A 21,459-nucleotide genomic window follows, 5' to 3' on the forward strand; every position below is an offset into this window, starting at 1 on the left:
ACAACTCCACAGGATCGTGCACCCAAGCCGCTGGCCGGTCACGACTACCCGCAGTCCGTTGATCCGCGAACGTCCACGAGCCGCTCGGGGCTGTCCGGGAAACCGTGCGCGGCCAATGCCTCCCGCACCTGCTCCCTCACGACCTCCACGGGCGCGAGGCGCTCGAACTCGGCCTCCTTCGCCGAGTCCGGATCGCCGAACTCCGCGACGTACTCTTCGCGAAGCGTCGCCTCCCAGTTCCGCAGGTCCTGTTCTTTGATTGTCGCCCCAGCCAGCGCCTGCTGGGCGACCTCCGTTGCTCGGCCAGCATTTGCCCGAGGTTCCAGCGTCCACTCGACGGTGCACACCGAACCAGATGCGAGAGTCACCTCCTCAACGCGGTCTGGTGGTTGCGAACTGCACGATGCCAAACCGCCTGCCGCTGCCACCAGCAAAGCCAGTGTTGTCGCTTTGCCGAATGTCGACATCCCGCGGTTCTCCCGTCGACCCATGCGGGCTCCTCGTTCCTTTGAAGGCCAGACTGTATGCCTGCCATCGAGCGCCGGCGACCTCGCCATGTGGGCGCATCATGCGGATCCTTTCGCTTGATGATCTCGACCGTGACGCCGCGCGCCATGCACTTACTAAGACGACTGAGACGGTGAATCCTGACGGTTGGGTTCGATACAGCCACAGTTCGCTTCGCGCGACGGTCGCTGCCGGGTACCGGACAGGCCGGGCTGCGGCATCCGTGATCCTGCACGCGTGCGTGATCCGGCGCGCTATGCCCTGTGCACCAGTCGCCGCGCGCGGTCCGCGATTCTGCGCGCCAGCGAACGAGGGTCCGGATGCCGCACCCCGGCGTCCACGACCCGTACGTCGTCCGCCGTGGTGATGGCGAAGCGGGTGCGTACGGGCCCGTCGCCGAGGCTCTCGGAGCTGCCCCGCGCGAGGCGCGTGAAGCGCAGGGGTCCGACGGAACGCATGCGGCTGCGGGTCGCCGCGCCGCGGCCGTCGCGCGCGCGGAGCCGCACCTCCACGGATGCCGAGGCCGCATGCGGCGCGGCGACGATGGCAGTGACCACGTGGCGCCCGCCCAGCCGCCGCACGCGGATTCGGTGGAGCACGGTCTCGCCGTTCGCTGCCTGCTCGTGCCGCGCGCCGGCACGACGCTGCACGTCGCCCCACTGCGCGACCACCGCGGCCCCATCACGCGCCTGCGCCGTGCGATGGGCGTTGCGCCGCATCATGGCGAGGTCGTCGTCGTCGAGCACGCACGCCTCGGCGAGCGCGCGCACGGCCGCTTCGACGTCGCCGTCGGGCACGCGCCAGCCGTTCCGGCGGGTCTGGACGACATCCGTGCCGTAGCGGATGTCGTAGACGATGGGGAGGCATCCGGCGGCCATCGCCTCGAGCAGCACGAGCGATCCGCCCTCGGACCGACTCGTCAGCAGCGTCCAGGCGGCTTCGGCGAAATGCGCCGCGCCGTCGGGGTCGTAGCCGCTGAAGCGCACGGCTTCGCTGATGCCCAGGTCGGCGGCCACGCGTTCCAGGCGCGTCCGCTGCCGGCCGTCGCCGATGATGTCGAGCGTGACCGGGAGGCCCATCGCTCGCACCCCTGCGACCACGCGCAACGCGTGGTCCAGGCGCTTGAGGGCGCTCAATCGCGACACGATCACCCCGCGGAGCCGGTCCGGCGGAAGCCGGCGGATCGCTGCGGGAACGGCGAGCGGGTTCGGCACCACCTCGAGATTGCCGGTGTCTCCGAGCAGGTCGATCACGTCGGTCCGTTGCCGTTCGGTCTGCAGCACGACGGCGTCCCAGCGGTGGAGGTTGTCGAAGACGCCGCGCCGCGTGTCGTCGAGACTCCGCACATCCTGGCCCGCCAGATGCGACCCGTGCACGACGTAGACGAGGGTCACGCGCGGCCGGCGATACCGCTGCATGAGGCGCGCGACCGCCTTGCTGTCGACGATCGCCACGACCGCGTCGCCGGCGATCAGCTCGTCGAGCCAGTCGAAGTACAGAGCGGATGCCGTGTCCCACTGGCCCGTCGGCAAACCGGCCTCATCGAACGCGGTCAGCCGACGCGGGGCATTCGACGCCCGGTCGTCGAGGAGCGCGAGCGTGCCGTCGGAACGCAGATGCTCGACGCGCTCGAGGTCGGAGCCGCGGTGCCAGTGGCGGATCGCGCCGTCGGGACCGACGAGCTCCTCGTCGTGCGGACGCTCCGCGGGAGCAGGGACCACCGCGACGGTCGCCGCCGGCCGATGGACGGTGCGAAGGTCCTCGTACACGTTGCGCAGAGACATCCCGGGAACGAGCTCTCCCCGATCGGCCAGCCGCGCGCGGGTCAGCGAGAACTCGGGCGCGGGGTCGAACGTCACGATCTCCACGTCGGCGCCGGCGACCTCGACAAGTGTGCGCGAACGATGCAGCAGGGCCGCGGTCATGCCGCCGTACTCCTGCGGGATCCCCCACGTGACCGCGAGCTGCCGGCGCGCGGGCAGGCTCGGCGTCGCGGTCGGCGTGGCGGTCAGGGCGGGCAGGAGCATCGAGCGCAACCGTAGGCGCGTGTTCCCGTCCCCGCGCCGGGCTTGACGCACCGCCCTCACACCTGTAGCCGACGGACTTGTCTCGAGCGCTCCGCGATTTGAGAACGATTATCAATAGCGATACGGTTGTCTCATGACCCCGATTCGTCGTTCCCTTCCGCTGCTCGGCCTGGCCGCAGCATCCGCCCTCGTCCTCGCGGGGTGCGCGAGCGGGAGCGCCGCGGGTGACGAGGGAAAGCTCTCGGTGGTCGCGTCCACGAACGTGTACGGGCAGATCGCCGAGGAGATCGGGGGCGGCCTCGTCGAGGTCACGTCGATCGTCACCAACGAATCGCAGGACCCGCACTCGTTCGAGGCGTCGGCCCGCGACCAGCTGACGATCTCGAAGGCCGATCTCATCATCGAGAACGGCGGCGGCTACGACGCGTTCGTCGATGCGCTGATCGAGTCCAGCGGGAGCGAGGCTCCCGTCATCACCGCGGTCGAGCACTCGCACGACTGGCCGGAGAACGACGGCCACGCGGAGGAGTCGGCGGACGACGACACCCACGACGACACCCACGACGACACCAAAGACGACGACGCCCACGAGGACGGCGCCGATCACGATCACGATCACGACCACGTCGAGGGGTTCAACGAGCACGTCTGGTACGACCCGCACACCATCGTGCACGTCGCCGAGGAGATCGCCGAGGAGCTGTCCGAGCTCGACCCCGGCAACGCCGCGACCTACGCCGCCAACGTCGAGACCTTCGCCGCGGGGATCGAGGAGCTCGAGTCGAGCCTGGCCGACGTCGCCGCCGCGCACGGCGGCGCGCAGGCGTTCGCGACGGAGCCCGTGCCGGGGTACCTTCTCGCGGCGGCAGGCCTCGAGGACGTGACGCCCGCGGCGTTCAGCGAGGCCGTCGAGGAGGGCCAGGACGTGCCCCCGGCGACGCTGCTCGAGTCGCTGAAGGTCATCGACAGCGGCGAGGTGCGCGTCGTCATCACGAACGCGCAGACCGCCGGCGCCGAGACCGCGCAGATCGTGGGCGAGGCCGACGGGCGCGGCATCCCGACCGTCGCGTTTTCGGAAACGCTGCCCGAGGACCAGACTTACCTCTCGTGGATGCAGGCGAACATCGAAGCGCTGAAGGACGCGCTCGACGCGTGAGCGCCGCCCCCGCCCTCGAGATCCGCGACGCCTCGCTGCGTCGCGGTGATCTCGAGCTGTGGTCGGGGCTCGACCTCACCGTCAGCCCCGGCGAGCTGGTCGCCGTGCTCGGCCCGAGCGGCTCGGGCAAGACGACGCTGCTGCGCGCGATCCTGGGCCTCGAGCCCCTGAGCGGCGGGTCCATCGAGGTGCTCGGCGAGCCGGTCCGCGCGCGGGGCAATCGCCGGGTGGGCTACCTGCCGCAGTCGCGTCCGCTGCCGCCCGACACGGCCCTGCGGGGCCGCGACCTGGTGACTCTCGGAGTCTCCGGCCACCGCTTCGGCCCGCCGGTCCCGCGCCGGGGCGACGCGGCGCGCGCCGACGCACTGATCGACGCGGTAGGAGCGCGGGGGTTCGCCGACCGGCCGGTGGGAGAGCTGTCGGGCGGGGAGCAGCAAAGGCTGCGCGCGGGCCAGGCGCTGGCTGACGATCCCGGACTGCTGCTGTGCGACGAGCCGCTCACGAGCCTCGACCTCGCGAACCAGCAGGCGGTGATCGGACTCATCGACCGGCATCGACGCGAGAAGGATGCCGCGGTGCTGCTGGTCACCCACGACATCAACCCCGTGCTGGGCAAGGTCGACCGCATCCTCTATCTCGCGAACGGGAAGTTCACGCTCGGCACTCCCGACGAGGTGCTCACCTCGAAGACGCTCACCGACCTCTACGGCGCACCGGTCTTCGTGCTGCGCGCCGGCGATCGGCTCGTGGTCGTGGGGGCACCGGACGCCGAGGCATCCCACCACCACCACCACGACGAGGACCACGCATGAACTGGGACGACGTCGCGGACGCGATGTTCGGCGGCCTGCCCGTCTACGGCGACATCCTCGCGCTCGTCTCGAACTCGGTGTGGGCGGGCGCGGTGCTCGGACTCGTCGGCGGTCTGATCGGCGTGCTCGTGATGCAGCGCGACATGGCGTTCGCGGTGCACGGCATCAGCGAGCTGTCGTTCGCGGGCGCTGCTGCCGCGCTGCTGATCGGGTGGGATGTCGTCACCGGATCCATCGTCGGATCGCTCATCGCCGCCGCGATCATCGGGTGGCTCGGCGCCCGCGCGCGCGATCGCAACTCGATCATCGGCGTGCTCATGCCGTTCGGCCTGGGGCTCGGCATCCTGTTCCTCTCGCTCTACGACGGCCGCAGCGCCAACCGGTTCAGCCTGCTCACGGGGCAGATCGTGTCGGTCCAGTCCGATCAGCTGGGCTGGCTCGTGGTGATCAGCGCGGTCGTGCTTCTCGGGCTGCTCTCGATCTGGCGGCCGCTGCGCTTCGACTCGCTCGACCCGCAGTCCGCCGCCGCGCGAGGCGTGCCGACGACGGCGGTGTCGCTGGCGTTCATGCTCCTGCTCGGCCTGATCGTCGCGGTCGCGGTGCACATCATCGGCGCGCTGCTGGTGATGGCGCTGCTCGTCACTCCTGCCGCCGCGGCCATGCGGATCGCCACCGGACCGCTGTCGGTGCCCGTGCTCGCGGCGGTCTTCGGGTTCGTGTCGGCCGTGGGGGGCATCCTGCTCGCGATCATGGGGACCCTGCCGGTGAGCCCGTACATCACGACGATCTCGTTCGTCATCTACCTGGTGTGCCGCGGCGTCGGCGCGCGCCGCGGCCGGGTCACGCGAGAGCCCGCGCTCGCCCGCGCATGACCGGCGCACAGGCGGCACCGGGGCGACGTCCAGGGGCCGCCGGTAGACTTCCGGGCATGGCCCAGCGCAACACGTGGCAGCGCGAACGCGTGCGCGAGGCGCTCGGCGATGCCGGAGGATTCGTGAGCGCTCAGTCGCTTCACGCGACGCTCCGCGAGGAGAACACGGGCATCGGCCTGGCGACCGTGTACCGCGCGCTGGCCGGTCTCGCCGCACAGGGCGACGCCGATTCGCTGCAGAGCCCCGAGGGCGAAGCGCTCTACCGCGCATGCACCAGCACCGGGCACCACCACCATCTGATCTGCCGCAGCTGCGGACTGACCGTCGAGATCGAGGCGACGGACGTCGAGCAGTGGGCGCGCCGCACGGCCGAGAGCCACGGCTTCCGCGACGCCGAGCACATCGTCGACATCTTCGGGCTGTGTGCGACGTGCGCCCGGGCCCGGGACGAGCGTGACGCGAGCTGACACCCGCCTCGCTGCGGCACCGTCCCGCGCGCCACGCACCCTCGCCGCGCTCGGGATCGGCGCGGCGGTCGTCGCGGCGCTGTTCCTGATCGACGCGTTCGCCCCGGCCTTCTTCCCCGCCTCGCTCCCCACGCGTGCGCAGGACGGTCTGACGCTCGCGATCAGCGTGCTCATCGAGTCCCTGCCGTTCGTGATCCTCGGCGTCGTGCTGTCGATCGTGGTGCAGGTGTGGGTGCCGCCGGGGGTGATCGAACGGTGGATGCCGCGCCGCGCGTGGGCGCGCCGTGCGGTGCTCTCGCTGCTCGGCATGGTGGTGCCGGTGTGCGAGTGCGGCAACGTCCCGTTCGCGCGCGGTCTGCTCATGCGCGGATTCTCGGTGCCCGAGACGATGACGTTCCTGATCGCGGCGCCCATCGTGAACCCGATCGTGATCATCACGACGCATCAGGCGTTCGGCTTCAGCGACGGCATCCTGATCGCGCGTCTGGTGGGCGGATACCTCATCGCCAACCTCATCGGCTGGCTCTACAGCCGCCACCCCTCACCCGACGCGCTGCTCACCGACCGGTTCCGCGACACGTGCGAGCTCGTCGTGAACGAGCCGGGCGGAAAGGGCCGCCGCACGCTCGCGCAGTTCGTGGTCGAGCTGCGCGCGGTGATGCCGGCGCTCGTGATCGGCTCGGCGCTCGCAGGCGCGGTGCAGGTGCTGATCCCGCGCGAGACCCTCGTCGCGATCGGCTCCAACCCGGCGCTCTCGATCGTCGCCATGATGGCGCTGGCGATGGTCGTCGCGATCTGCTCGAACGTCGACGCGTTCTTCGCGCTTTCTTTCGCATCGACCTTCACGCCCGGCGCGATCGTCGCGTTCCTCCTCGTCGGTCCGCTGGTCGACGTCAAGATGCTCGCTCTCATGCGCACGACCTTCACCACGCGGACGATCGCCGGGATCGTGGTCGTGGTGATCGTCAGCGCCTTCTTCATCGGAACGCTGGTGAACCTCCTTGCGTAGGGCGCAGTGGTTCGGAACGCGGTGGCTCGGCGTCGGGCTGGCCGCCGTCCTGGCGGTGGTGACGATCACCCTGGCGCTGACCGGGCGCCTCGCGTTGTACATCAACCCGGATTCGACCTGGTTCGCGGTGTCGATGTCGGTCGTGGCCCTCGTCGGCGCCATCGCCTCCTTCGCCCTCCCGCTGGGCGCCGAGGCGGACCACGGCCACGACCACGGCGATCACGGCGCGCACGACGACCACCACGGCGCGCACGACGACGATGCCGGCCATCACGTCCGTCACCCGGCGTCGGTCGCGGCCACCGTGGTGGGCGGGGTGGCGGCATCCGGCGTCGTCGTCCTCACCCTCGTGCTCCCGCCCGCGTCGCTGTCCGCCGAGCTGGCGATGTCGCGCGACGTCGGCGCGACGCCGCTGTTCGCGGGAGCGGATGCCGTGACCCTCGCCGCCACCGGAGACACATCGTCGTTCGGGGTCGGCGAATGGGCGACGGTGTTCGCGACGGCCACGAATCCCGACGCGTTCGACGGCGATCCGATCGAGCTCACCGGGTTCGTCACACCGGGAGAGGGCGATGCGTTCGACCTGACCCGCCTGGTGATCACGCACTGCGTGATCGATGCGCAGCCTGCCAGCATCCCGGTGGGTGGGCAGGGCATCCCCGAGACGGGGCAGTGGGTCACCGTGACGGGCACCGTGCGCTCGACCTCGGACGGGAGGCTCGAGATCGACGCCGACACCGTCGAGCCCATCGACGAGCCCGAGGATCCGTATGAGTACTGAGCCGGCGACCCGTCGCGCGCAGGGTCGTCGACGGCGCGGCCGCGCCTTCGCGGGCGCCTTCGCGCTCGTGGTCGGCGTGCTGGTGGCGCTGGGGCTGGCCGGAGCGGCGGCGAGCGTCGCCCAGGGCCCCCGTGCGACGGACGTGCAGGTCGATCCGGATGCTGCGGTCGCGGCATCCGGATCGCGCCTCATCGTCACCACGACCCAGTCCCTCGCCGAGGTCGAAGCGTCGCAGGTGACGGTCACGCCCGCGACGCCGTTCGCGGTGGACACCGCCGGACGCAGCGTCGGCGTGCGGTTCGCGCTGCCGCTGTGGGACGACACCGAGTACACGGTCGTCCTCACCGACGTCGAGGGACTCGGCGGCGGCCCGGCGGCCACGATCACCGAGACGTTCCGCACGCCGCCCGTGCAGGTCGAGCTGCTGCAGCGCGGACCCGACGGCGACACGATCTTCCGCACCGACCTGACGGGCGAGAACGCCGTCCCCGTCTACACGCATCCCCACATCGAGGACTTCCGGGCGACCGCCACGCACCTCGTGGTGTCGGTGCGCACCGAGGACGACCGCGCCGGCCTCATCATGACCGATCTCGACGGCTCGAACCCGCACGACCTCCCGCTCCCCGGCGACGGGTACGTGTCGAACCTGCAGAGCGCCGACCGGGGCGACGTCGTGGGCTACACCTTCACGGACGCCGGTCTCGGGGCGGACGGCGGGCGCGAGAGCGAGCTGTTCACGGTGTCGCTGAAGGATCCGGATGCCGCCCCGCAGCCGGTCGCCGTCGACGGCACCGATCCGAGCATCGCCGACTGGCGCTTCGTGCCCGACACCGACACGATCCTGCTCCTCCCGTTCGACGGGTCGCTGCTGCTGACAGGTCCTGCGGGCGAGGGGGCGACGCCCATCGGGACGGCGATCACGATCGAGGGCGTCGCCCGAGGATCGTCCGAGGCCGTCGTGGAGCGGGTCGACGGCATGGCCTCCATCGACCTCACGGATGCGACCGAAGCGCCTCTCGTCGCCGCGGCGGACGACATCGGCCCGGTGACCACCGTCACCCCGCTGCCCGACGGCTCGACGATCCGCTCGGCCGCGGTGCTCGAGCCCGACGGCACGCCGACGGGGCGCACCACCATCGCGCTGGTGGCCGTGGACGGGGAGACCCGCGTGCTCACCGAGGTGCCGGAGACGGATGCCGTGCTCCAGGTGTGCGTGTCGCCGAGCGCGCGGTATGCGGCGGTGCTGGTCGCGCCCGACGCGGTGGCGAACCCCTACGACACGTACCAGCTGCCCCTGCCGGAGCGGCCGGAGACGCGCGTGCTCGAGATCGCAGACGGCACCGAGGTCGTCGCGCTCAGCGGGGCCGCGATCTCGTGGTGTCAGGTGCCGCCGGGCTGAGCCGGCTCCGCTTCGTCCCGCTCGCCCGCCGCCGCGGGCACCGGGATCGTCGCCGGCAGACCTCGTGCGAGGACGATGCCGATCAGCGTGAGCGCGAAGACGAGGAACAGCGCCTGACGCAACGACTGAACCTGGGTGTCCGCATAGGTCTGCGCGATCTCGGTGGCCGCCTCCTGGCTGCCCCCGGCATCGAGCACCGCCTGCTCCGCCTGCTCCTGCGAGACGATCGGCGCTCCGCTGGCGGTGCCTTCGGCGACCTGCTGCTTGACGTCGTCGCTGAGCGTGGTGCTCGCATCGATGGCCGCACCGAAGCCGCCGGTGAGCAGCAGGATGAACACGGATCCGACGATGGCGGTGCCGAACGACGAGCCGAGGTTCTGGAACGTGCCCTGCAGTCCGCCGACCTCGGAGGTGTCCTCCTTCGACACGGCCGACATGTTCACGTTGCCCAGCTGCGATGCCAGGAGGCCGAAGCCCGCGCCGACGACGAACATCCCGGCGCCGAACAGCAGGTCGGTGAGCTCCGGCTGCACGGCCGCGAAGACGAAGAAGAGTCCGATGCCGAGGGTGAACTGGCCGATGCGGGCGATGTTGCGGGCGGAGCGGACCGTGGACATGCGCGATCCGACGACCGAGAACAGGATGAGCCCGACGGACAGCGGCAGGATCTTGAGTCCGGTCTCGAGCGCGTCGTAGCCGAGGATCGTCTGCAGGTAGACGGGGACGACGAAGAACAGCGCGGCGATCGCGAAGTACTGGGCGAGGAACATCGTCAGCCCGCTGCGCAGGGCCGGAATGCGGAGCATGCTCACCTTGAGGAGCGGGATGCGGCCGTCGCGCTCGAGCTGCTGCTGGCGGCGGACGAACCACCACAGCACGAGGAACGCGATCACGATCAGATACGCGACGGGCGAGATGCCGAAGGGGGCGATCGTCACGCCGCCGACCTCCGGCGGGTCGAGGGGCACCAGCCACCCCCACGTCTTGCTCTGCAGCACCGCGAAGACGAGGATCGCCATTCCCGCAGCCGACAGCACGACGCTGAGGAGATCGATCCGGAGCGTGCGGTCGCCGGGGGTGTCCTTGATCCGCCCCGAGACGATCAGCACCAGGATCATGATGATCACCTCGCCGACGAACACGTACCGCCACGAGGCGTACGTCGTCATGAGCCCGCCGATGAGCGGTCCTGCGGCCGCGGCGAATCCCGTGATCGCACCGAGCGCCGAGAACGCGATCACGCGATCGCGACCGGTGTAGTTGATCGCGGCGAGCGCGGCGATGGCGGGGATGACGAGGACCGCGCCGAGGCCCTCGACGAGCGACCAGCCCAGCATCAGGATCTCGAGGTTCGGCGCGAGGGCCGTCGTGAGGGAGCCGAGTCCGTAGACGATGGATCCGATGCGGAAGGCGGCGCTGCGGCCCCATTTGTCGCCGAGCTTTCCGCCCGTGAGCATGAACGCCGCCATCGTGAGCGCATAGAACGTGATCGCCGCCTGCATGCCGCCGATGTCGGTGCCCAGGTCCTCCGCCACGGTCGAGATGGAGACGTTCATGACGGTGCTGTCGAGCACCATGACGAACTGAGAGACGCCCAGGATGATGAGCACGAACCACCGCTTCATGCGCGAATGCTATCGGCGCGACGGGGCGGGGCGGATCGCCTCGCGGGGGTGAGTCTCGCGTGCGTAGACTCCCCGCATGTCCGATGCCGAGCTGAGACCCGCTCGTCGCGAGGACCTGACGGGCCTTCCCGCCGACGTCGCCCCCCGCCTGCTCGGCGCCCACCTGACGACCGTCGTCGACGGCCAGGTCGTCGTCGCGCGACTCACCGAGGTCGAGGCCTATCACGGTCTCGGCACAGGCCCCGTCGCCGACCTCGGATCGCACGCCCGCATGGGCCGCACGGCGCGCAACGCCACCATGTGGGGCGAGCCCGGCCACCTCTACGTCTATCTCAGCCACGGCATCCACTCGTGCGTCAACGTCGTGTGCGGTCCCGAGGGCGTCGCGGGAGGAATCCTGCTGCGCGGCGCCGAGATCGTGGAAGGGGCGGATGCCGCGGCCGCCCGCCGGCCGGCGGCTCGCACCGTCCGCGACCTGGCGCGCGGTCCCGGTCGCCTCGGAGACGCGGTGGGGCTGCGGCATCCGGTCCACGACGGCATCGACGCGATCACCGGCCGGCCGCTCCACGGCGCCGTCGCACGTCTCGACCTGCGCGCCCGGCCGCTGACCGGTGTCGCGACCGGACCCCGGGTGGGGGTCGCGGGCGAGGCCGGCACGGCGCTGTTCCCGTGGCGGTTCTGGGTCGCGGGCGACCCGACGGTCTCGGCGTTCCGGTGGGGTCGAGGCGCCGCGGAGGCCGCGGCCCCGGTCGCCGCCGCTGTCAAGCGCGACACGCCCTCCGTGCTAGACTGACTCTTTGTCTGCGCGCACTCCAGCACGCAGTTCGTATCCCACACCTCTTCCAGGCCGCGAGCGGTCCGGTGAGTCACGGGGTGCAGACAAGGGATCTTGGGTGGGGCCGTCCGGCCTCACGGTACTAAGGAGACATCACTATGGCAGCAGTGTGCCAGGTGACTGGAGCTGTTCCCGGCTTCGGTCACAACATCTCGCACTCGCACCGCCGGACGAAGCGCCGCTTCGACCCGAACGTGCAGAAGAAGACCTACTTCGTTCCGTCGCTGGGTCGCAACATCAAGCTCAACGTTTCGGCGAAGGGCATCAAGGTGATTGACGCACGCGGCATCGAGTCCGTCGTCAAGGACCTCCTCGCGAAGGGTGTGAAGCTCTAATGGCGAAGAAGGCTCAGGACGTCCGTCCGATCATCAAGCTGCGTTCGACCGCCGGCACGGGGTACACCTACGTGACGCGCAAGAACCGTCGCAACAACCCCGACCGCATCGTGCTCAAGAAGTACGACCCGGTCATCCGCAAGCACGTCGAATTCCGAGAGGAGCGTTGATCCATGGCTAAGAAGAGCAAGATCGCGCGCAACGAGCAGCGTCAGGTGATCGTCGATCGCTACGCCGCCAAGCGCGCCGAGCTGAAGAAGGCGCTCGTTTCGCCCGATTCCACCGACGAGCAGCGCGAAGCCGCCCGCGTCGGCCTGCAGAAGCTGCCGAAGAACGCGTCGCCCGTGCGCGTCCGCTCGCGCGACGTCATCGACGGCCGCCCCCGCGGTGTCCTCACGAAGTTCGGCATCTCGCGTGTCCGCTTCCGTGACATGGCGCACCGTGGCGAGCTGCCCGGCGTGACCAAGTCGAGCTGGTAAGCACCCGCTTCCAGAAGGCCCGGAGTTCTACGGAACTCCGGGCCTTCTGCATTCCCGGCGGGAGAGGATGGACGCATGCCGCTCGACCCGTTCTTCGAAGAGCGCCTGCGCGTGCACCGCAAGTACCTGCTCGATCAGGCGATCGGATCGGTGCGCACCAGGCTCGCCGCGCTGTGGCCGCTCGGCCGCGACGGTGCGCCGCCTGCGGCGAAGAGCGCGTCCCGCGCCGCGGGGGATGCGCGCAGTGAGAAGGCGTCGGCGGCCGGTCCCCACGCCCGGGCACGGGTGAAGCACCGGCGGGCGGCTCTCGCATGGGACCGCAGCGAGCTCGAGAGCGTGGGCACGCCGGGTCCGGACGTCCGCATCTCGGAGCACACGGTCGCCGTCGACGGCTATCCCGACGTACGCGTGCGGATCTATCATCCGGCAGCGGAGGCGGGATCGCCCGTGCCCGCCGTGGTGGCGTTCTTCGGGGGCGCGTTCCGCATCGGCGGGATCGACTATCCCACGACGGATGCCGCCTTCCGCCGCCGGGCCGTCGACGCCGACGTCGCGGTGGTCGCCGTGGACTACGCCCTCGCCCCGGAGCACCGCTACCCCGCGCAGGTCGAACAGGGGTACGCCGCGCTCGTGTGGCTCTTCACGCACGCCGCCGAGCTGGGCGTGGATCCCGAGCGGATCGGTCTGCTGGGCACGTCGGCGGGCGGCGGCCTCGCCGCCGCGGTCACGCTCGTCAACCGCGATCGCGCGCGCCTGCCGCTGCGGCTGCAGGTGCTCGAGGTGCCCGTCGTCGACCTCACCGGACGAAGCCTGGACCTCGCGGCGACGCGGGCGCTCGGCATCCCGCGTCCTCTCGTTCTGCGCGAGCTGCGCTCGGTGGCGCGCACCTACCTTCCGAGCCGCCGATCAGCGCGCGAGCCCTACGCGTCCCCGCTGCGCGCGGCGTCCCACGCCGACCTGCCGCCGGCCGTGATCCTGACGGCCGAGTACGACCCGCTCCGCGGTGACGGGGATGCCTACGCGGCGGCGCTGCGGCGCGCAGGCGTCGAGGCGAGCGCCGTGCGCTACCTCGGGGTCACCCACGACACCCCGATCTTCACCGGCGTGCTGCCCGCCGCGCGCCGGTGGCACGACGACGTCGTCGCGGCCCTCCGCCGCCTGCACGCCTGACTGTCCCTGCACGGGTGACTGTCACGGCACGGCTGAGGCCCGGGGATCTTTCGAACCCCGGGCCCCCGTGTCCCACCGCGGACACCGACCGGGAACCACCCGACCGTCGAGGCACCAGGCGGGCTGGTGCTTCGACGGTGGAGTGGTTCCCCGGCGGCGCCGGGGAGGGGCATCCGACTACTTCGCCGCCTCGGTCTCGCGCACCTGGTGGGCGGTCGCCCACTCGAGGGCGTAGTCGGCGATCTCTTCCCAGCCGTCCTGGCTGACCAGGCGGTGCGTGCGGCCGGCGTACTCCTTGTACTCGACGACGGCGGGGCTGCCGGACCGGGTGTACTTCTTCACGATGGCCTTGCCGATGGCCGGCGGCACGACGTGGTCGATCTCGCCGGTGATCACGAGGAACGGAGCGCGATCGGCGCGGCTGTAGTCGACGTGGGTGACGCCGCCCTTCTCGTTGAGCACCGACGTGACGCCCTCGAAGAAGACACGGTTGTACGAGTTGACCGCGTACTCCTCCCACAGCTTGTCGGACTCGCTGCGGGGCAGGTCGTTGCCGAACGTGAAGTGGAAGTGGCGCTTGGACAGCGGCTTGGCGCCGTTCTTGCCGAACGGGTTCGAGAGGATCGGCGTGCCGGTCCAGAGGGTGGAGAGCGGGAGTGCCGTCACGCCGGCGGTCTGCCCGGGTGCGACGCCGACGTACGCGACGCCGAGGCCGCGGTCGGCGAGCATCTGCGTGAGCACTCCGCCGAACGAGTGGCCGATGATGATCGGCTTCACGGGGAGCTCGCGGATGATGCGCTCGTAGTTGTCGGCGATCTGCTTCAGGCCGATCCCCTTGAGGGCGGCGGGGTTGGAGCGGATGTCCTCGACGGTGCGGTCGTCGATGCCGGGCCAGCCGGGGACGATGACCTGGTGACCGGCGGCGCGGAAGCGCTCGGCCCACGTGTCCCAGCTCTTGGGGGTCATCCAGAGGCCGTGGATGAGGACGATGGGGGTCTTGGTCGTGGTGTTCTCGTTCATGTCAATCTCCTGGGTGGTGGTGTGGCGGTGGGTGTTGCGGTGATGAAACCGATAGTAGACCGAACGTTCTATCTACGCAAGACTATTCCCAAAAGAATTTTTCGGATGCCGAGATGGCACGATGGATCCCGGAGGAAACATGAGCACCACCCCCGCGCCGGCCGCGAACACCCGCCCCTCCCCTGCACGCCAGCGGCTGCTCGATGCCGCGACGGATCTCTTCTATCGCGAGGGCATCCACTCCGTCGGCGTCGACAGGATCATCGAGGAGTCCGGGGTGACCCGGGCGACGATGTACAAGCAGTTCGAGGGCAAGGAGGGGCTCGTCCTCGCCTACCTCCAGGGTGAGGACGCGCGCCTCCGCGAGCTCTTCGCACAGGCGGGCTCCGTCTCGGACGACCCCGAGGTGCTGCTCGACCTGGTCATCGCCGGCATCGAGCAGGACGTCCGCGAGCGTCACACGCGCGGGTGCCCGTTCATCAACGCCGCCGCCGAGTATCCCGCCGCCGGGCCTGTGCGCGAGCTCATCTCCGATCACCGCGAGTGGTTCCGGGCGACGCTCGAGCACCTCGCCCGTGCCGCCGGACTCACCGATCCCGCCGACGTCGCCGCGTCGCTCGTGCTGCTGCGCGACGCCGCGCTCGTGGGCGGCTACCTCGACGGACAGGACCGCGTCGGACCCGCGTTCGCACGCACCGCGCGCGGCGTGATCGCCTCGCACCGGACCTGAATGGGACGGTGCGGAAGCGGCTCGATTCCGCTCCGAAAGGCCGTCACAGGCGTCACATGGGCCACATTCGTACCCGACACGCCGTCCAGAACGTCAGAAAACCCCGGAAATACGCGGATGCGGCCGGGATGTCGGGTACATTCAAGGCGGTCGAACCGACCAGCCGGGGGGCGAACTGCCATCCGGTCCGAGCAATGAACGAGCGGCGACTCCGCCGCTCTCGGAGGACAATCCCCATGGCCGACAAGTCCATCACCAAGACCGAACTCGTCGCGAGCATCGCCAGCGCGACCGGACAGAGCCAGTCCGCCGTGTCGGGCGTGCTCGACTCCCTCTTCTCCACCGTCTCCGAGGCGGTCGCCAAGGGCAGCAAGGTCTCGATCCCCGGCTGGATCTCGTTCGAGCGCGTCGAGACCTCGGCTCGCACGGGCCGCAACCCGCAGACCGGTGCGGAGATCAAGATCCCCGCCGGCCAGCGCGTCAAGGTCACCGCCGGCTCGAAGCTGAAGGCCGCCGTCAAGTGACGCGAGGTCGGATCAATGCTGCGGAGCGGCGTTGATGCGACTCGGGTCAGGTTGAGTAGGCCGCGCAGCGACCGTATCGAAACCGGATAACGACCACACAAGGAGGGGGATGCCGCGCGAGCGGCATCCCCCTCCTGCGTGTCGACGTAGGCTTGACCATATGAGTCCCCGCGCCCTGCGGGCCGCAGGGCCCGTCATCCTCGTCGCCTCGGCGCTCGTGGTGCTGGTGTGGGCTCTCGTGTTCGGCGGCGGCGCCGCTCCCCTCGCGATCGGCGATCCGGGACCGGTCGCCCGCTGGGGACTTCCCGTCGTCAAGCTCTTCGTCAACCTCTCTGCGGCGGGCATGGCCGGCGCGCTGGTCGTCGCGCTGTTCGCCCTGAAGTCGGGCGAACGCGAGTTCGACATCGCGCTCGACACGGCATCCGTGTCGGCCGCCGTCTTCACCGTGTCCGCGGCCGCGACCGGGTTCCTCACCTTCATCGACGCGTTCAACCCTGCGATCGACGCCGGTCCGGAGTTCGGCGCGCAGCTCGGGCGATTCCTCGTGGAGACCGAGGTCGGCCGCACGTGGCTCATCACCACGGTCGCCGGTGCCGCGCTGACCGTGCTGACCTTCGCCGTGCGGTCGTGGACGGCGACCTTCTTCGTCGCGATCCTCGCGCTGGCGGCTCTCGTTCCGATGGGCACGCAGGGCCACTCCGGTGAGGAGGCGAACCACCACGAGGCGATGACGGCGCTGATCCTCCACATCATCGCCGCGGCCGTCTGGCTCGGCGGCCTGCTCCTCATGGTGCTCGTGCGTCCGCTCCTCGGCCGCGACCGGCTCGCCACCGTCCTCGCGCGGTACTCGAGCATCGCGCTGGCCGCGTTCATCGTCGTCGCCGTCTCCGGAACGGTGCGCGCGGCGATCGGCCTGCGTGACTGGTCCGCCCTGTTCTCGCCGTACGGTGCGATCCTCATGGTGAAGGTCGTGGCACTGGTGGTGCTCGGCTTCCTCGGAGCCTGGTACCGACTCCGGCTGATCGGACGGCTCCGGGAGGACGCGGCATCCCGCACCTTCTGGACCCTCGTCGTCGGCGAGCTCGTGCTCATGGGCGCGGCCAGCGGTGCGGCGGCGGCGCTCGCCCGCACGCCCCCGCCGGTTCCGTCGGAGCCGCCCGCAGCGCGCACGCCCGCCGAGGTGCTCACCGGCGCTCCGCTCCCGCCCGAGCTGACCACGGATCGCTGGCTGACCGCGTGGAACGTCGACCTGCTGTGGGCGGTGATCGCCGGTTTCGCGGTCTTCTTCTACCTGGCCGGAGTGTGGCGCCTGCGCCGGCGCGGCGACGAGTGGCCGCTGTACCGCACGATCATGTGGGTCGCCGGCATGGCATTGCTGGTGTGGGTGACCGGCGGCGTGATCAACGTCTACCAGGACTACCTGTTCAGCGTGCACATGGTCGGGCACATGCTGCTGACGATGGCGATTCCGGTGCTTCTGGTGGCCGGGGCGCCGGTGACCCTGGCCGCGCGCGCGATCCGCAAGCGCGACGACGACACGCGCGGCGGCCGCGAATGGATCCTGTGGGCGGTGCACTCGCCCGTGTCGCGCGTGCTCACGAACCCGTTCGTCGCGGCGGGACTGTTCATCGGCTCGCTGTGGGTGTTCTACTACACCGACCTGTTCCGGTGGTCGCTCTACGATCACCTCGGTCACGAGTGGATGGTGGCCCACTTCCTGGTGACCGGCTACCTCTTCGCGCTCACCCTGATCGGCATCGACCCGGTGCCGTATCGGCTGCCGTACCCCGGTCGACTTGTGCTGCTCATCGGCGTCATGGCGATGCACGCCTTCTTCGGCATCGCGATCATGATGCAGAGCGGTCTGATGGTGGCCGAGTGGTTCGGATCGATGGGACGGACCTGGGGGATGCTGCCCCTCGACGACCAGTACTTCGGCGGCGGTGTCGCCTGGTCGATCGGCGAGATCCCCACGCTCATCCTCGCGATCGTCGTGGCGATCCAGTGGAGCCGCACGGATGCGCGCGATCAGAAGCGCCGGGATCGCCACGCCGACCGCACCGGCGACGCCGAGCTCGAGGCGTACAACGCGCACCTCGCGGAGCTGGCCGAGCGCGACGCCCGCAGCGCGCGCTGAGGACTACGGCGTCTCGGGTCCGCCGACGGTGATCGACGCGGTCCCGTCGGGCTGGACCTCGATCTCGCCGTCGACGATGAAGGGGACGTCCTCGCTGACGTGCGTGATCGATCCGTCGAACAGGGAGCGGATGTCGACCTCGATGTGCGCGACGGCCTGGCTCGGGACGATCTTCCAGCCCGCGCCGTCGGGCTCGACCCGCACCGTCGGCTGCTGCGCGATCGACCAGGCCGGCAGCGAATCGATGCGGTCCTGGACGTAGTACCCGAACGGGCACGCCGTGGGCTGGAGGACCTCCTGGGTCGCGCACGACGTGAGGAACTCCTCCACCTTGTCCTGCACGACGGCGATGAACTCGTCGGTGGCCTCGGCCTGCACCTCGACGGGGAAGCTGTGGAACGGGCTGTCGGACAGCACGGCGACTCCCGGCGTCGCCGAGATCGCGGTGTCGACCGACACGGCGTACAGTCCGGGCGAGAACACGAGCATCGGCAGCGGCGCGAGCGGGTCGGCCTCCGCCCCGTCGGGCGACACCTGCCGTTTGTCGACCTCGAACCCGTTCACCGAGAACTGCATCGACCCGCGCACCTCGAGGTCCATCACGGCGAGCGGGCTCGTGGCGAACCGCCAGGTCGGCGCGAGACCGATCGAGCCCTCGCGCTCGATGTCGAACGTGGTGGTGCCGCCGTGCCCGCCGGCCTGGTAGTCGACGGTGACGTGGGTCACCGCGCCGTCGACCTGCTCCGACACGACGCGCGCGTCCTTCAGCGGAGCGAGCGCGGCAGCGCGCAGGAGGGCCTCGGACGCGGTCGCCGGGAGCCCTGCCGCCTCGAGTTCGGCGGAGTCGACCGCGACGCCGGGAAGCGCGAGCGCCTCGGCGGCGCGTCCTGCCGCCAGCGTCGACAGGTAGCGCTCGACGAACGCGGCGGGACTGTAGAACTGCTGCTGCACGGCTCCGGCGGCCGCGAGCACGGCGGCGATCAGCAGCACGCCGACGATCGCCAGCACGGTGAGGTCGAAGGCCAGGCCGCGACGGCCACCGCGCTTCACCGCCTCCTCGTCCACGTCCCCAGTCTAGGAACTTGTCGTCTCATGCCCGAACCCGCCGTCACGGATCGTCCACCGATCTGCGGTGCGGGGCCGGGAGGCGGCATCCGCTGGCTACCATGAATCGGTGAACACGCCCCCGTTGTCAGCCGAGCAGGAGGCGCTGTTCCGGCTCATCGAAGACACGCACGAGCACGTGTTCGTGACCGGCCGTGCGGGCACCGGCAAGTCCACGCTCCTCCAGCACCTGGCGTGGAACACGTCGAAGCAGATCGCGGTGTGCGCACCCACCGGCGTGGCCGCTCTCAACGTCGAGGGGCAGACGATCCACTCGCTCTTCCGCCTTCCGATCGGGCTCATCGCGAAGGGTGAGATCGACCAGTCGGATGCCGCGCGCAAGATCCTCAACGCGATCGACACCCTCGTGATCGACGAGATCTCGATGGTCAACGCCGACCTCATGGACGCGATCGATCGGTCGCTCCGACAGGCACGGGGGCGCCGCGCGGAGCCCTTCGGCGGCGTGCAGATCGTGATGTTCGGCGATCCGTATCAGCTGGCGCCGGTGCCGCCGCGGGGCGACGAGCTGCGGTACATCCGCGACCACTACCGGTCGTTCTGGTTCTTCGACGCGAAGGTGTGGGTCGGAGAGGCGGCGGGCGACGGCATCATCGACATCGGCTCGTACGGCGCCGATCTCCACATCCGCGAGCTGGTCGACATCCACCGGCAGTCCGACCCGGCGTTCAAGGCGATGCTCAACGCGGTGCGGTACGGGCGCGTGACCGCCGACATCGCCCAGATCCTCAACGACACCGGTGCGCGCACGCCTCCCGACCCGAACGACGGCGAGCATCCGATCATCACGCTCGCGACGCGCAACGACATCGTCAACAGCATCAACCGCCGCCATCTCACCGAGCTCGTGGGCCGCGAGCAGACCGCGGTCGCCGACATCAGCGGCGATTTCGGGCGGGGGGATGCCGCGTACCCGGCCGATGTCGAACTCAAGCTCAAGGTCGGGGCCCAGGTCATGTTCCTGCGCAACGACACCCAGTCCTACGGCGAGCCGCCGCGGTGGGTGAACGGCACCATCGGCACGGTGACGCGCATCGCGGGCGGCAGTGTGCGGGTCGAGGTCGACGGTCAGGAGTTCGACGTCGAGCCCGCGGTCTGGGAGAGGTTCCGATACGCCTACGACGCGGGGTCGAAGTCGCTGTCCCGCGAGATCGTGGCGGAGTTCACGCAGTTCCCGCTGCGCCTGGCGTGGGCCGTCACGATCCACAAGTCCCAGGGCAAGACGTACGATCGCGCCATCGTCGACCTGGGATCGGGAGCGTTCGCGCCCGGGCAGACCTACGTCGCACTGTCACGACTGACGTCGCTCGACGGGCTCTACCTCTCCCGCCCGCTGCGACCGTCCGACATCCGCGTCGATCCCGACGTGCAGCGGTTCATGGCCGGTGTGCGCGCCGGTCAGGCGGCGCAGGCCTAGGCGCGCGGGTCAGGCGACCTGCGTCGCCTTGGCCGCCGCGAGATCGTCGAACAGCTCCGTGTTGAAACGGTAGGCGAGGAGCACCTCGTCGATGACGCGCTCCTGCTCCGCGGCATCCCACGGGGCGGCATCCAACTGGTCACGGTAGACGTCCTTGAACGCCTTGGGGTCGGCGATGTCGTCGAACAGGTAGAACCCGATCCCGTTGGTCTCGAAGCCGAAGCGGCGCGCCATCAGCCGGCCGATGAACTGCCCGCCGGACAGGTCGCCGAGATAGCGCGTGTAGTGGTGAGCGACGAAGCCGCCCGCCCACGTCGCGCCGACCTCGTTGATGCGGTCGACGTAGCGCCGGGTCGTCGGAAGCGGCGTGATCGTGTCGCGCCACTCGGGCCCGACCAGGAACTCGAGGTCCGCCTCGAGCGCGGGAAGACGGGTGAGCTTGTCGCTGATGAACACGGCCGCGACGGGATCGTTGCGCATCTGGTCGGCCGTGCGCTCGAGCGCCTCGTAGACGAACCAGTGCTGGGCGACGAGGGCGACATAGTCCTCGCGCGTCCCCTCCCCCTTCATGAGGTCGGCCATGAAGCCCGAGTGCTCGCTCGAGGAGTGGGCGCGGCTGGAACGCTCTCGCAGGGCGGTGGAGAACGGGATCGGGTCGCTCATGCGCCCATTGTAGGAGATTTAGGGTGCCCTAACCTACGCGGATCTGCGGGTTACGCGTGCGGTCGCGGCACGACTCCCAGGACGCGGCACGCCTCGTCGTACAGTGCGACGATCTCGCGCCGCACCTCGGGACGCTCGGAGATCGCTCCGCCCGGCCATGCGGCACGCACGTCGAGTTCCCCGCCGTCGGGCAGGGTCGCCACCCAGGTTCCGCCGTCGCCGTCGAACCCCGTCATCCGCGCGGCGACGACGTCGTCACGGCCGAACGCGCGGGCGATGAGGAGGTTGTCGTCGCCGTGGTCGCCGTTCATATGGCCGAGCACGCCGGAACGCGCCGCTTCGTCGAACTGATGGGTCATCCTCCCA

Annotated in this window: 23 protein-coding genes; 16 read left to right on the forward strand and 7 right to left on the reverse strand. The window is 70.2% G+C overall.

What is annotated here, in order from left to right; genetic code table 11:
• Positions 1–44: 44 nt before the first annotated feature.
• Entirely contained in the window at positions 45–467 is a 423-nt protein-coding gene (locus OL358_RS06595; RefSeq protein ID WP_264709152.1) for a hypothetical protein, read from the reverse strand.
• A 294-nt stretch (positions 468–761) separates the two neighbouring features.
• Complete coding sequence (locus OL358_RS06600; RefSeq protein WP_264709153.1) at positions 762–2,534, reverse strand: glycosyltransferase; 1,773 nt, start codon at positions 2,532–2,534, stop codon at positions 762–764.
• 133 nt (positions 2,535–2,667) lie between these two features.
• Here OL358_RS06600 and OL358_RS06605 point away from each other — a divergent pair, with 133 nt between their 5' ends.
• Genes OL358_RS06605 through OL358_RS06635 form a run of 7 tightly spaced genes read left to right on the forward strand, consistent with a single transcriptional unit; the run spans position 2,668 to position 9,033 of the window.
• On the forward strand, positions 2,668–3,690 hold the full coding sequence (locus tag OL358_RS06605; protein WP_264709154.1) for a metal ABC transporter solute-binding protein, Zn/Mn family: 1,023 nt from the start codon (positions 2,668–2,670) through the stop codon (positions 3,688–3,690).
• Positions 3,687–4,502 carry a metal ABC transporter ATP-binding protein gene (locus OL358_RS06610; RefSeq protein ID WP_264709155.1) on the forward strand — a complete coding sequence of 272 codons (816 nt, stop codon included), beginning with the start codon at positions 3,687–3,689 and terminating at the stop codon, positions 4,500–4,502. Before OL358_RS06605 ends, OL358_RS06610 begins: the two co-directional genes overlap by 4 nt.
• Positions 4,499–5,374 (forward strand): metal ABC transporter permease, encoded by an 876-nt coding sequence (locus OL358_RS06615; protein WP_264709156.1) that lies wholly within the window; start codon positions 4,499–4,501, stop codon positions 5,372–5,374. Before OL358_RS06610 ends, OL358_RS06615 begins: the two co-directional genes overlap by 4 nt.
• Positions 5,375–5,430: 56 nt before the next feature.
• Complete coding sequence (locus OL358_RS06620) at positions 5,431–5,841, forward strand: Fur family transcriptional regulator (RefSeq protein WP_264709157.1); 411 nt, start codon at positions 5,431–5,433, stop codon at positions 5,839–5,841.
• Positions 5,828–6,850, forward strand: a complete 1,023-nt coding sequence (locus tag OL358_RS06625; protein WP_413631342.1) for a permease — start codon at positions 5,828–5,830, stop codon at positions 6,848–6,850. Before OL358_RS06620 ends, OL358_RS06625 begins: the two co-directional genes overlap by 14 nt.
• A complete protein-coding gene (locus tag OL358_RS06630; protein ID WP_264709158.1) occupies positions 6,843–7,631 on the forward strand; it encodes a TIGR03943 family putative permease subunit in 789 nt (262 codons plus the stop codon). The genes OL358_RS06625 and OL358_RS06630 overlap by 8 nt, the downstream gene beginning before the upstream one ends.
• The gene (locus OL358_RS06635; RefSeq protein ID WP_264709159.1) at positions 7,621–9,033 is read left to right on the forward strand and encodes a hypothetical protein; all 1,413 of its coding nucleotides are present in this window, start codon (positions 7,621–7,623) and stop codon (positions 9,031–9,033) included. Before OL358_RS06630 ends, OL358_RS06635 begins: the two co-directional genes overlap by 11 nt.
• On the opposite strand, the gene OL358_RS06640 is transcribed toward OL358_RS06635, so the two are convergent.
• Positions 9,015–10,658: an MFS transporter gene (locus OL358_RS06640; protein WP_264709160.1), complete on the reverse strand. Its 1,644-nt coding sequence runs from the start codon at positions 10,656–10,658 to the stop codon at positions 9,015–9,017. The two genes, OL358_RS06635 and OL358_RS06640, sit on opposite strands and share 19 nt — an antisense overlap.
• A 76-nt stretch (positions 10,659–10,734) precedes the next feature.
• Between OL358_RS06640 and OL358_RS06645 the strand changes: the two genes are divergently transcribed.
• From OL358_RS06645 to OL358_RS06665, 5 genes are all read left to right on the forward strand, one after another.
• Entirely contained in the window at positions 10,735–11,451 is a 717-nt protein-coding gene (locus OL358_RS06645) for a DNA-3-methyladenine glycosylase (protein ID WP_264709161.1), read from the forward strand.
• A 140-nt stretch (positions 11,452–11,591) separates the two neighbouring features.
• Entirely contained in the window at positions 11,592–11,828 is a 237-nt protein-coding gene (gene rpmB / locus OL358_RS06650) for a 50S ribosomal protein L28 (protein ID WP_019180468.1), read from the forward strand.
• The gene (rpmG, locus tag OL358_RS06655) at positions 11,828–11,998 is read left to right on the forward strand and encodes a 50S ribosomal protein L33 (protein WP_005051772.1); all 171 of its coding nucleotides are present in this window, start codon (positions 11,828–11,830) and stop codon (positions 11,996–11,998) included. The genes rpmB and rpmG overlap by 1 nt, the downstream gene beginning before the upstream one ends.
• A 3-nt stretch (positions 11,999–12,001) precedes the next feature.
• The gene (gene rpsN, locus OL358_RS06660; protein ID WP_264709166.1) at positions 12,002–12,307 is read left to right on the forward strand and encodes a 30S ribosomal protein S14; all 306 of its coding nucleotides are present in this window, start codon (positions 12,002–12,004) and stop codon (positions 12,305–12,307) included.
• A 75-nt stretch (positions 12,308–12,382) separates the two neighbouring features.
• The gene (locus tag OL358_RS06665; RefSeq protein ID WP_264709167.1) at positions 12,383–13,477 is read left to right on the forward strand and encodes an alpha/beta hydrolase; all 1,095 of its coding nucleotides are present in this window, start codon (positions 12,383–12,385) and stop codon (positions 13,475–13,477) included.
• A gap of 177 nt (positions 13,478–13,654) precedes the next feature.
• On the opposite strand, the gene OL358_RS06670 is transcribed toward OL358_RS06665, so the two are convergent.
• Complete coding sequence (locus OL358_RS06670; RefSeq protein WP_264709168.1) at positions 13,655–14,497, reverse strand: alpha/beta hydrolase; 843 nt, start codon at positions 14,495–14,497, stop codon at positions 13,655–13,657.
• A gap of 139 nt (positions 14,498–14,636) precedes the next feature.
• Between OL358_RS06670 and OL358_RS06675 the strand changes: the two genes are divergently transcribed.
• From OL358_RS06675 to OL358_RS06685, 3 genes are all read left to right on the forward strand, one after another.
• A complete protein-coding gene (locus OL358_RS06675; protein WP_264709169.1) occupies positions 14,637–15,227 on the forward strand; it encodes a TetR/AcrR family transcriptional regulator in 591 nt (196 codons plus the stop codon).
• A 236-nt stretch (positions 15,228–15,463) separates the two neighbouring features.
• Positions 15,464–15,751 (forward strand): HU family DNA-binding protein, encoded by a 288-nt coding sequence (locus OL358_RS06680; RefSeq protein ID WP_056123266.1) that lies wholly within the window; start codon positions 15,464–15,466, stop codon positions 15,749–15,751.
• 160 nt (positions 15,752–15,911) lie between these two features.
• A complete protein-coding gene (locus OL358_RS06685; protein ID WP_264709170.1) occupies positions 15,912–17,888 on the forward strand; it encodes a bifunctional copper resistance protein CopD/cytochrome c oxidase assembly protein in 1,977 nt (658 codons plus the stop codon).
• 3 nt (positions 17,889–17,891) lie between these two features.
• On the opposite strand, the gene OL358_RS06690 is transcribed toward OL358_RS06685, so the two are convergent.
• On the reverse strand, positions 17,892–18,953 hold the full coding sequence (locus OL358_RS06690) for a hypothetical protein (protein ID WP_264709171.1): 1,062 nt from the start codon (positions 18,951–18,953) through the stop codon (positions 17,892–17,894).
• Positions 18,954–19,062: 109 nt separating this feature from the next.
• On the opposite strand from OL358_RS06690, the gene OL358_RS06695 reads away from it, so the two are divergent.
• Complete coding sequence (locus tag OL358_RS06695; protein WP_264709172.1) at positions 19,063–20,430, forward strand: ATP-dependent DNA helicase; 1,368 nt, start codon at positions 19,063–19,065, stop codon at positions 20,428–20,430.
• A gap of 9 nt (positions 20,431–20,439) precedes the next feature.
• Here the strand turns inward: OL358_RS06695 and OL358_RS06700 are convergent, their stop codons facing one another.
• On the reverse strand, positions 20,440–21,093 hold the full coding sequence (locus tag OL358_RS06700) for a heme oxygenase (biliverdin-producing) (protein ID WP_264709174.1): 654 nt from the start codon (positions 21,091–21,093) through the stop codon (positions 20,440–20,442).
• A 50-nt stretch (positions 21,094–21,143) separates the two neighbouring features.
• Positions 21,144–21,452, reverse strand: a complete 309-nt coding sequence (locus tag OL358_RS06705) for a DUF2470 domain-containing protein (RefSeq protein WP_264709176.1) — start codon at positions 21,450–21,452, stop codon at positions 21,144–21,146.
• Positions 21,453–21,459 lie beyond the last annotated feature (7 nt).

The sequence above is a fragment of the Microbacterium sp. SSM24 genome (assembly GCF_025989145.1).
In the GTDB taxonomy this organism is placed as follows: domain Bacteria; phylum Actinomycetota; class Actinomycetes; order Actinomycetales; family Microbacteriaceae; genus Microbacterium.

Excerpts from the sequence above, each read along its gene's own strand:
- OL358_RS06600 (WP_264709153.1), bottom strand. The coding sequence starts at position 2,534 with ATGCTCCTGCCCGCCCTGACCGCCACGCCGACCGCGACGCCGAGCCTG.
- OL358_RS06635 (WP_264709159.1), top strand. The coding sequence starts at position 7,621 with ATGAGTACTGAGCCGGCGACCCGTCGCGCGCAGGGTCGTCGACGGCGC.
- OL358_RS06700 (WP_264709174.1), bottom strand. The coding sequence starts at position 21,093 with ATGAGCGACCCGATCCCGTTCTCCACCGCCCTGCGAGAGCGTTCCAGC.
- OL358_RS06595 (WP_264709152.1), bottom strand. The coding sequence starts at position 467 with ATGTCGACATTCGGCAAAGCGACAACACTGGCTTTGCTGGTGGCAGCG.
- OL358_RS06645 (WP_264709161.1), top strand. The coding sequence starts at position 10,735 with ATGTCCGATGCCGAGCTGAGACCCGCTCGTCGCGAGGACCTGACGGGC.
- rpmB (WP_019180468.1), top strand. The coding sequence starts at position 11,592 with ATGGCAGCAGTGTGCCAGGTGACTGGAGCTGTTCCCGGCTTCGGTCAC.
- OL358_RS06665 (WP_264709167.1), top strand. The coding sequence starts at position 12,383 with ATGCCGCTCGACCCGTTCTTCGAAGAGCGCCTGCGCGTGCACCGCAAG.
- OL358_RS06675 (WP_264709169.1), top strand. The coding sequence starts at position 14,637 with ATGAGCACCACCCCCGCGCCGGCCGCGAACACCCGCCCCTCCCCTGCA.
- OL358_RS06705 (WP_264709176.1), bottom strand. The coding sequence starts at position 21,452 with ATGACCCATCAGTTCGACGAAGCGGCGCGTTCCGGCGTGCTCGGCCAT.
- rpmG (WP_005051772.1), top strand. The coding sequence starts at position 11,828 with ATGGCGAAGAAGGCTCAGGACGTCCGTCCGATCATCAAGCTGCGTTCG.
- OL358_RS06680 (WP_056123266.1), top strand. The coding sequence starts at position 15,464 with ATGGCCGACAAGTCCATCACCAAGACCGAACTCGTCGCGAGCATCGCC.
- OL358_RS06620 (WP_264709157.1), top strand. The coding sequence starts at position 5,431 with ATGGCCCAGCGCAACACGTGGCAGCGCGAACGCGTGCGCGAGGCGCTC.
- OL358_RS06670 (WP_264709168.1), bottom strand. The coding sequence starts at position 14,497 with ATGAACGAGAACACCACGACCAAGACCCCCATCGTCCTCATCCACGGC.
- OL358_RS06605 (WP_264709154.1), top strand. The coding sequence starts at position 2,668 with ATGACCCCGATTCGTCGTTCCCTTCCGCTGCTCGGCCTGGCCGCAGCA.
- OL358_RS06640 (WP_264709160.1), bottom strand. The coding sequence starts at position 10,658 with ATGAAGCGGTGGTTCGTGCTCATCATCCTGGGCGTCTCTCAGTTCGTC.
- OL358_RS06685 (WP_264709170.1), top strand. The coding sequence starts at position 15,912 with ATGAGTCCCCGCGCCCTGCGGGCCGCAGGGCCCGTCATCCTCGTCGCC.
- rpsN (WP_264709166.1), top strand. The coding sequence starts at position 12,002 with ATGGCTAAGAAGAGCAAGATCGCGCGCAACGAGCAGCGTCAGGTGATC.
- OL358_RS06615 (WP_264709156.1), top strand. The coding sequence starts at position 4,499 with ATGAACTGGGACGACGTCGCGGACGCGATGTTCGGCGGCCTGCCCGTC.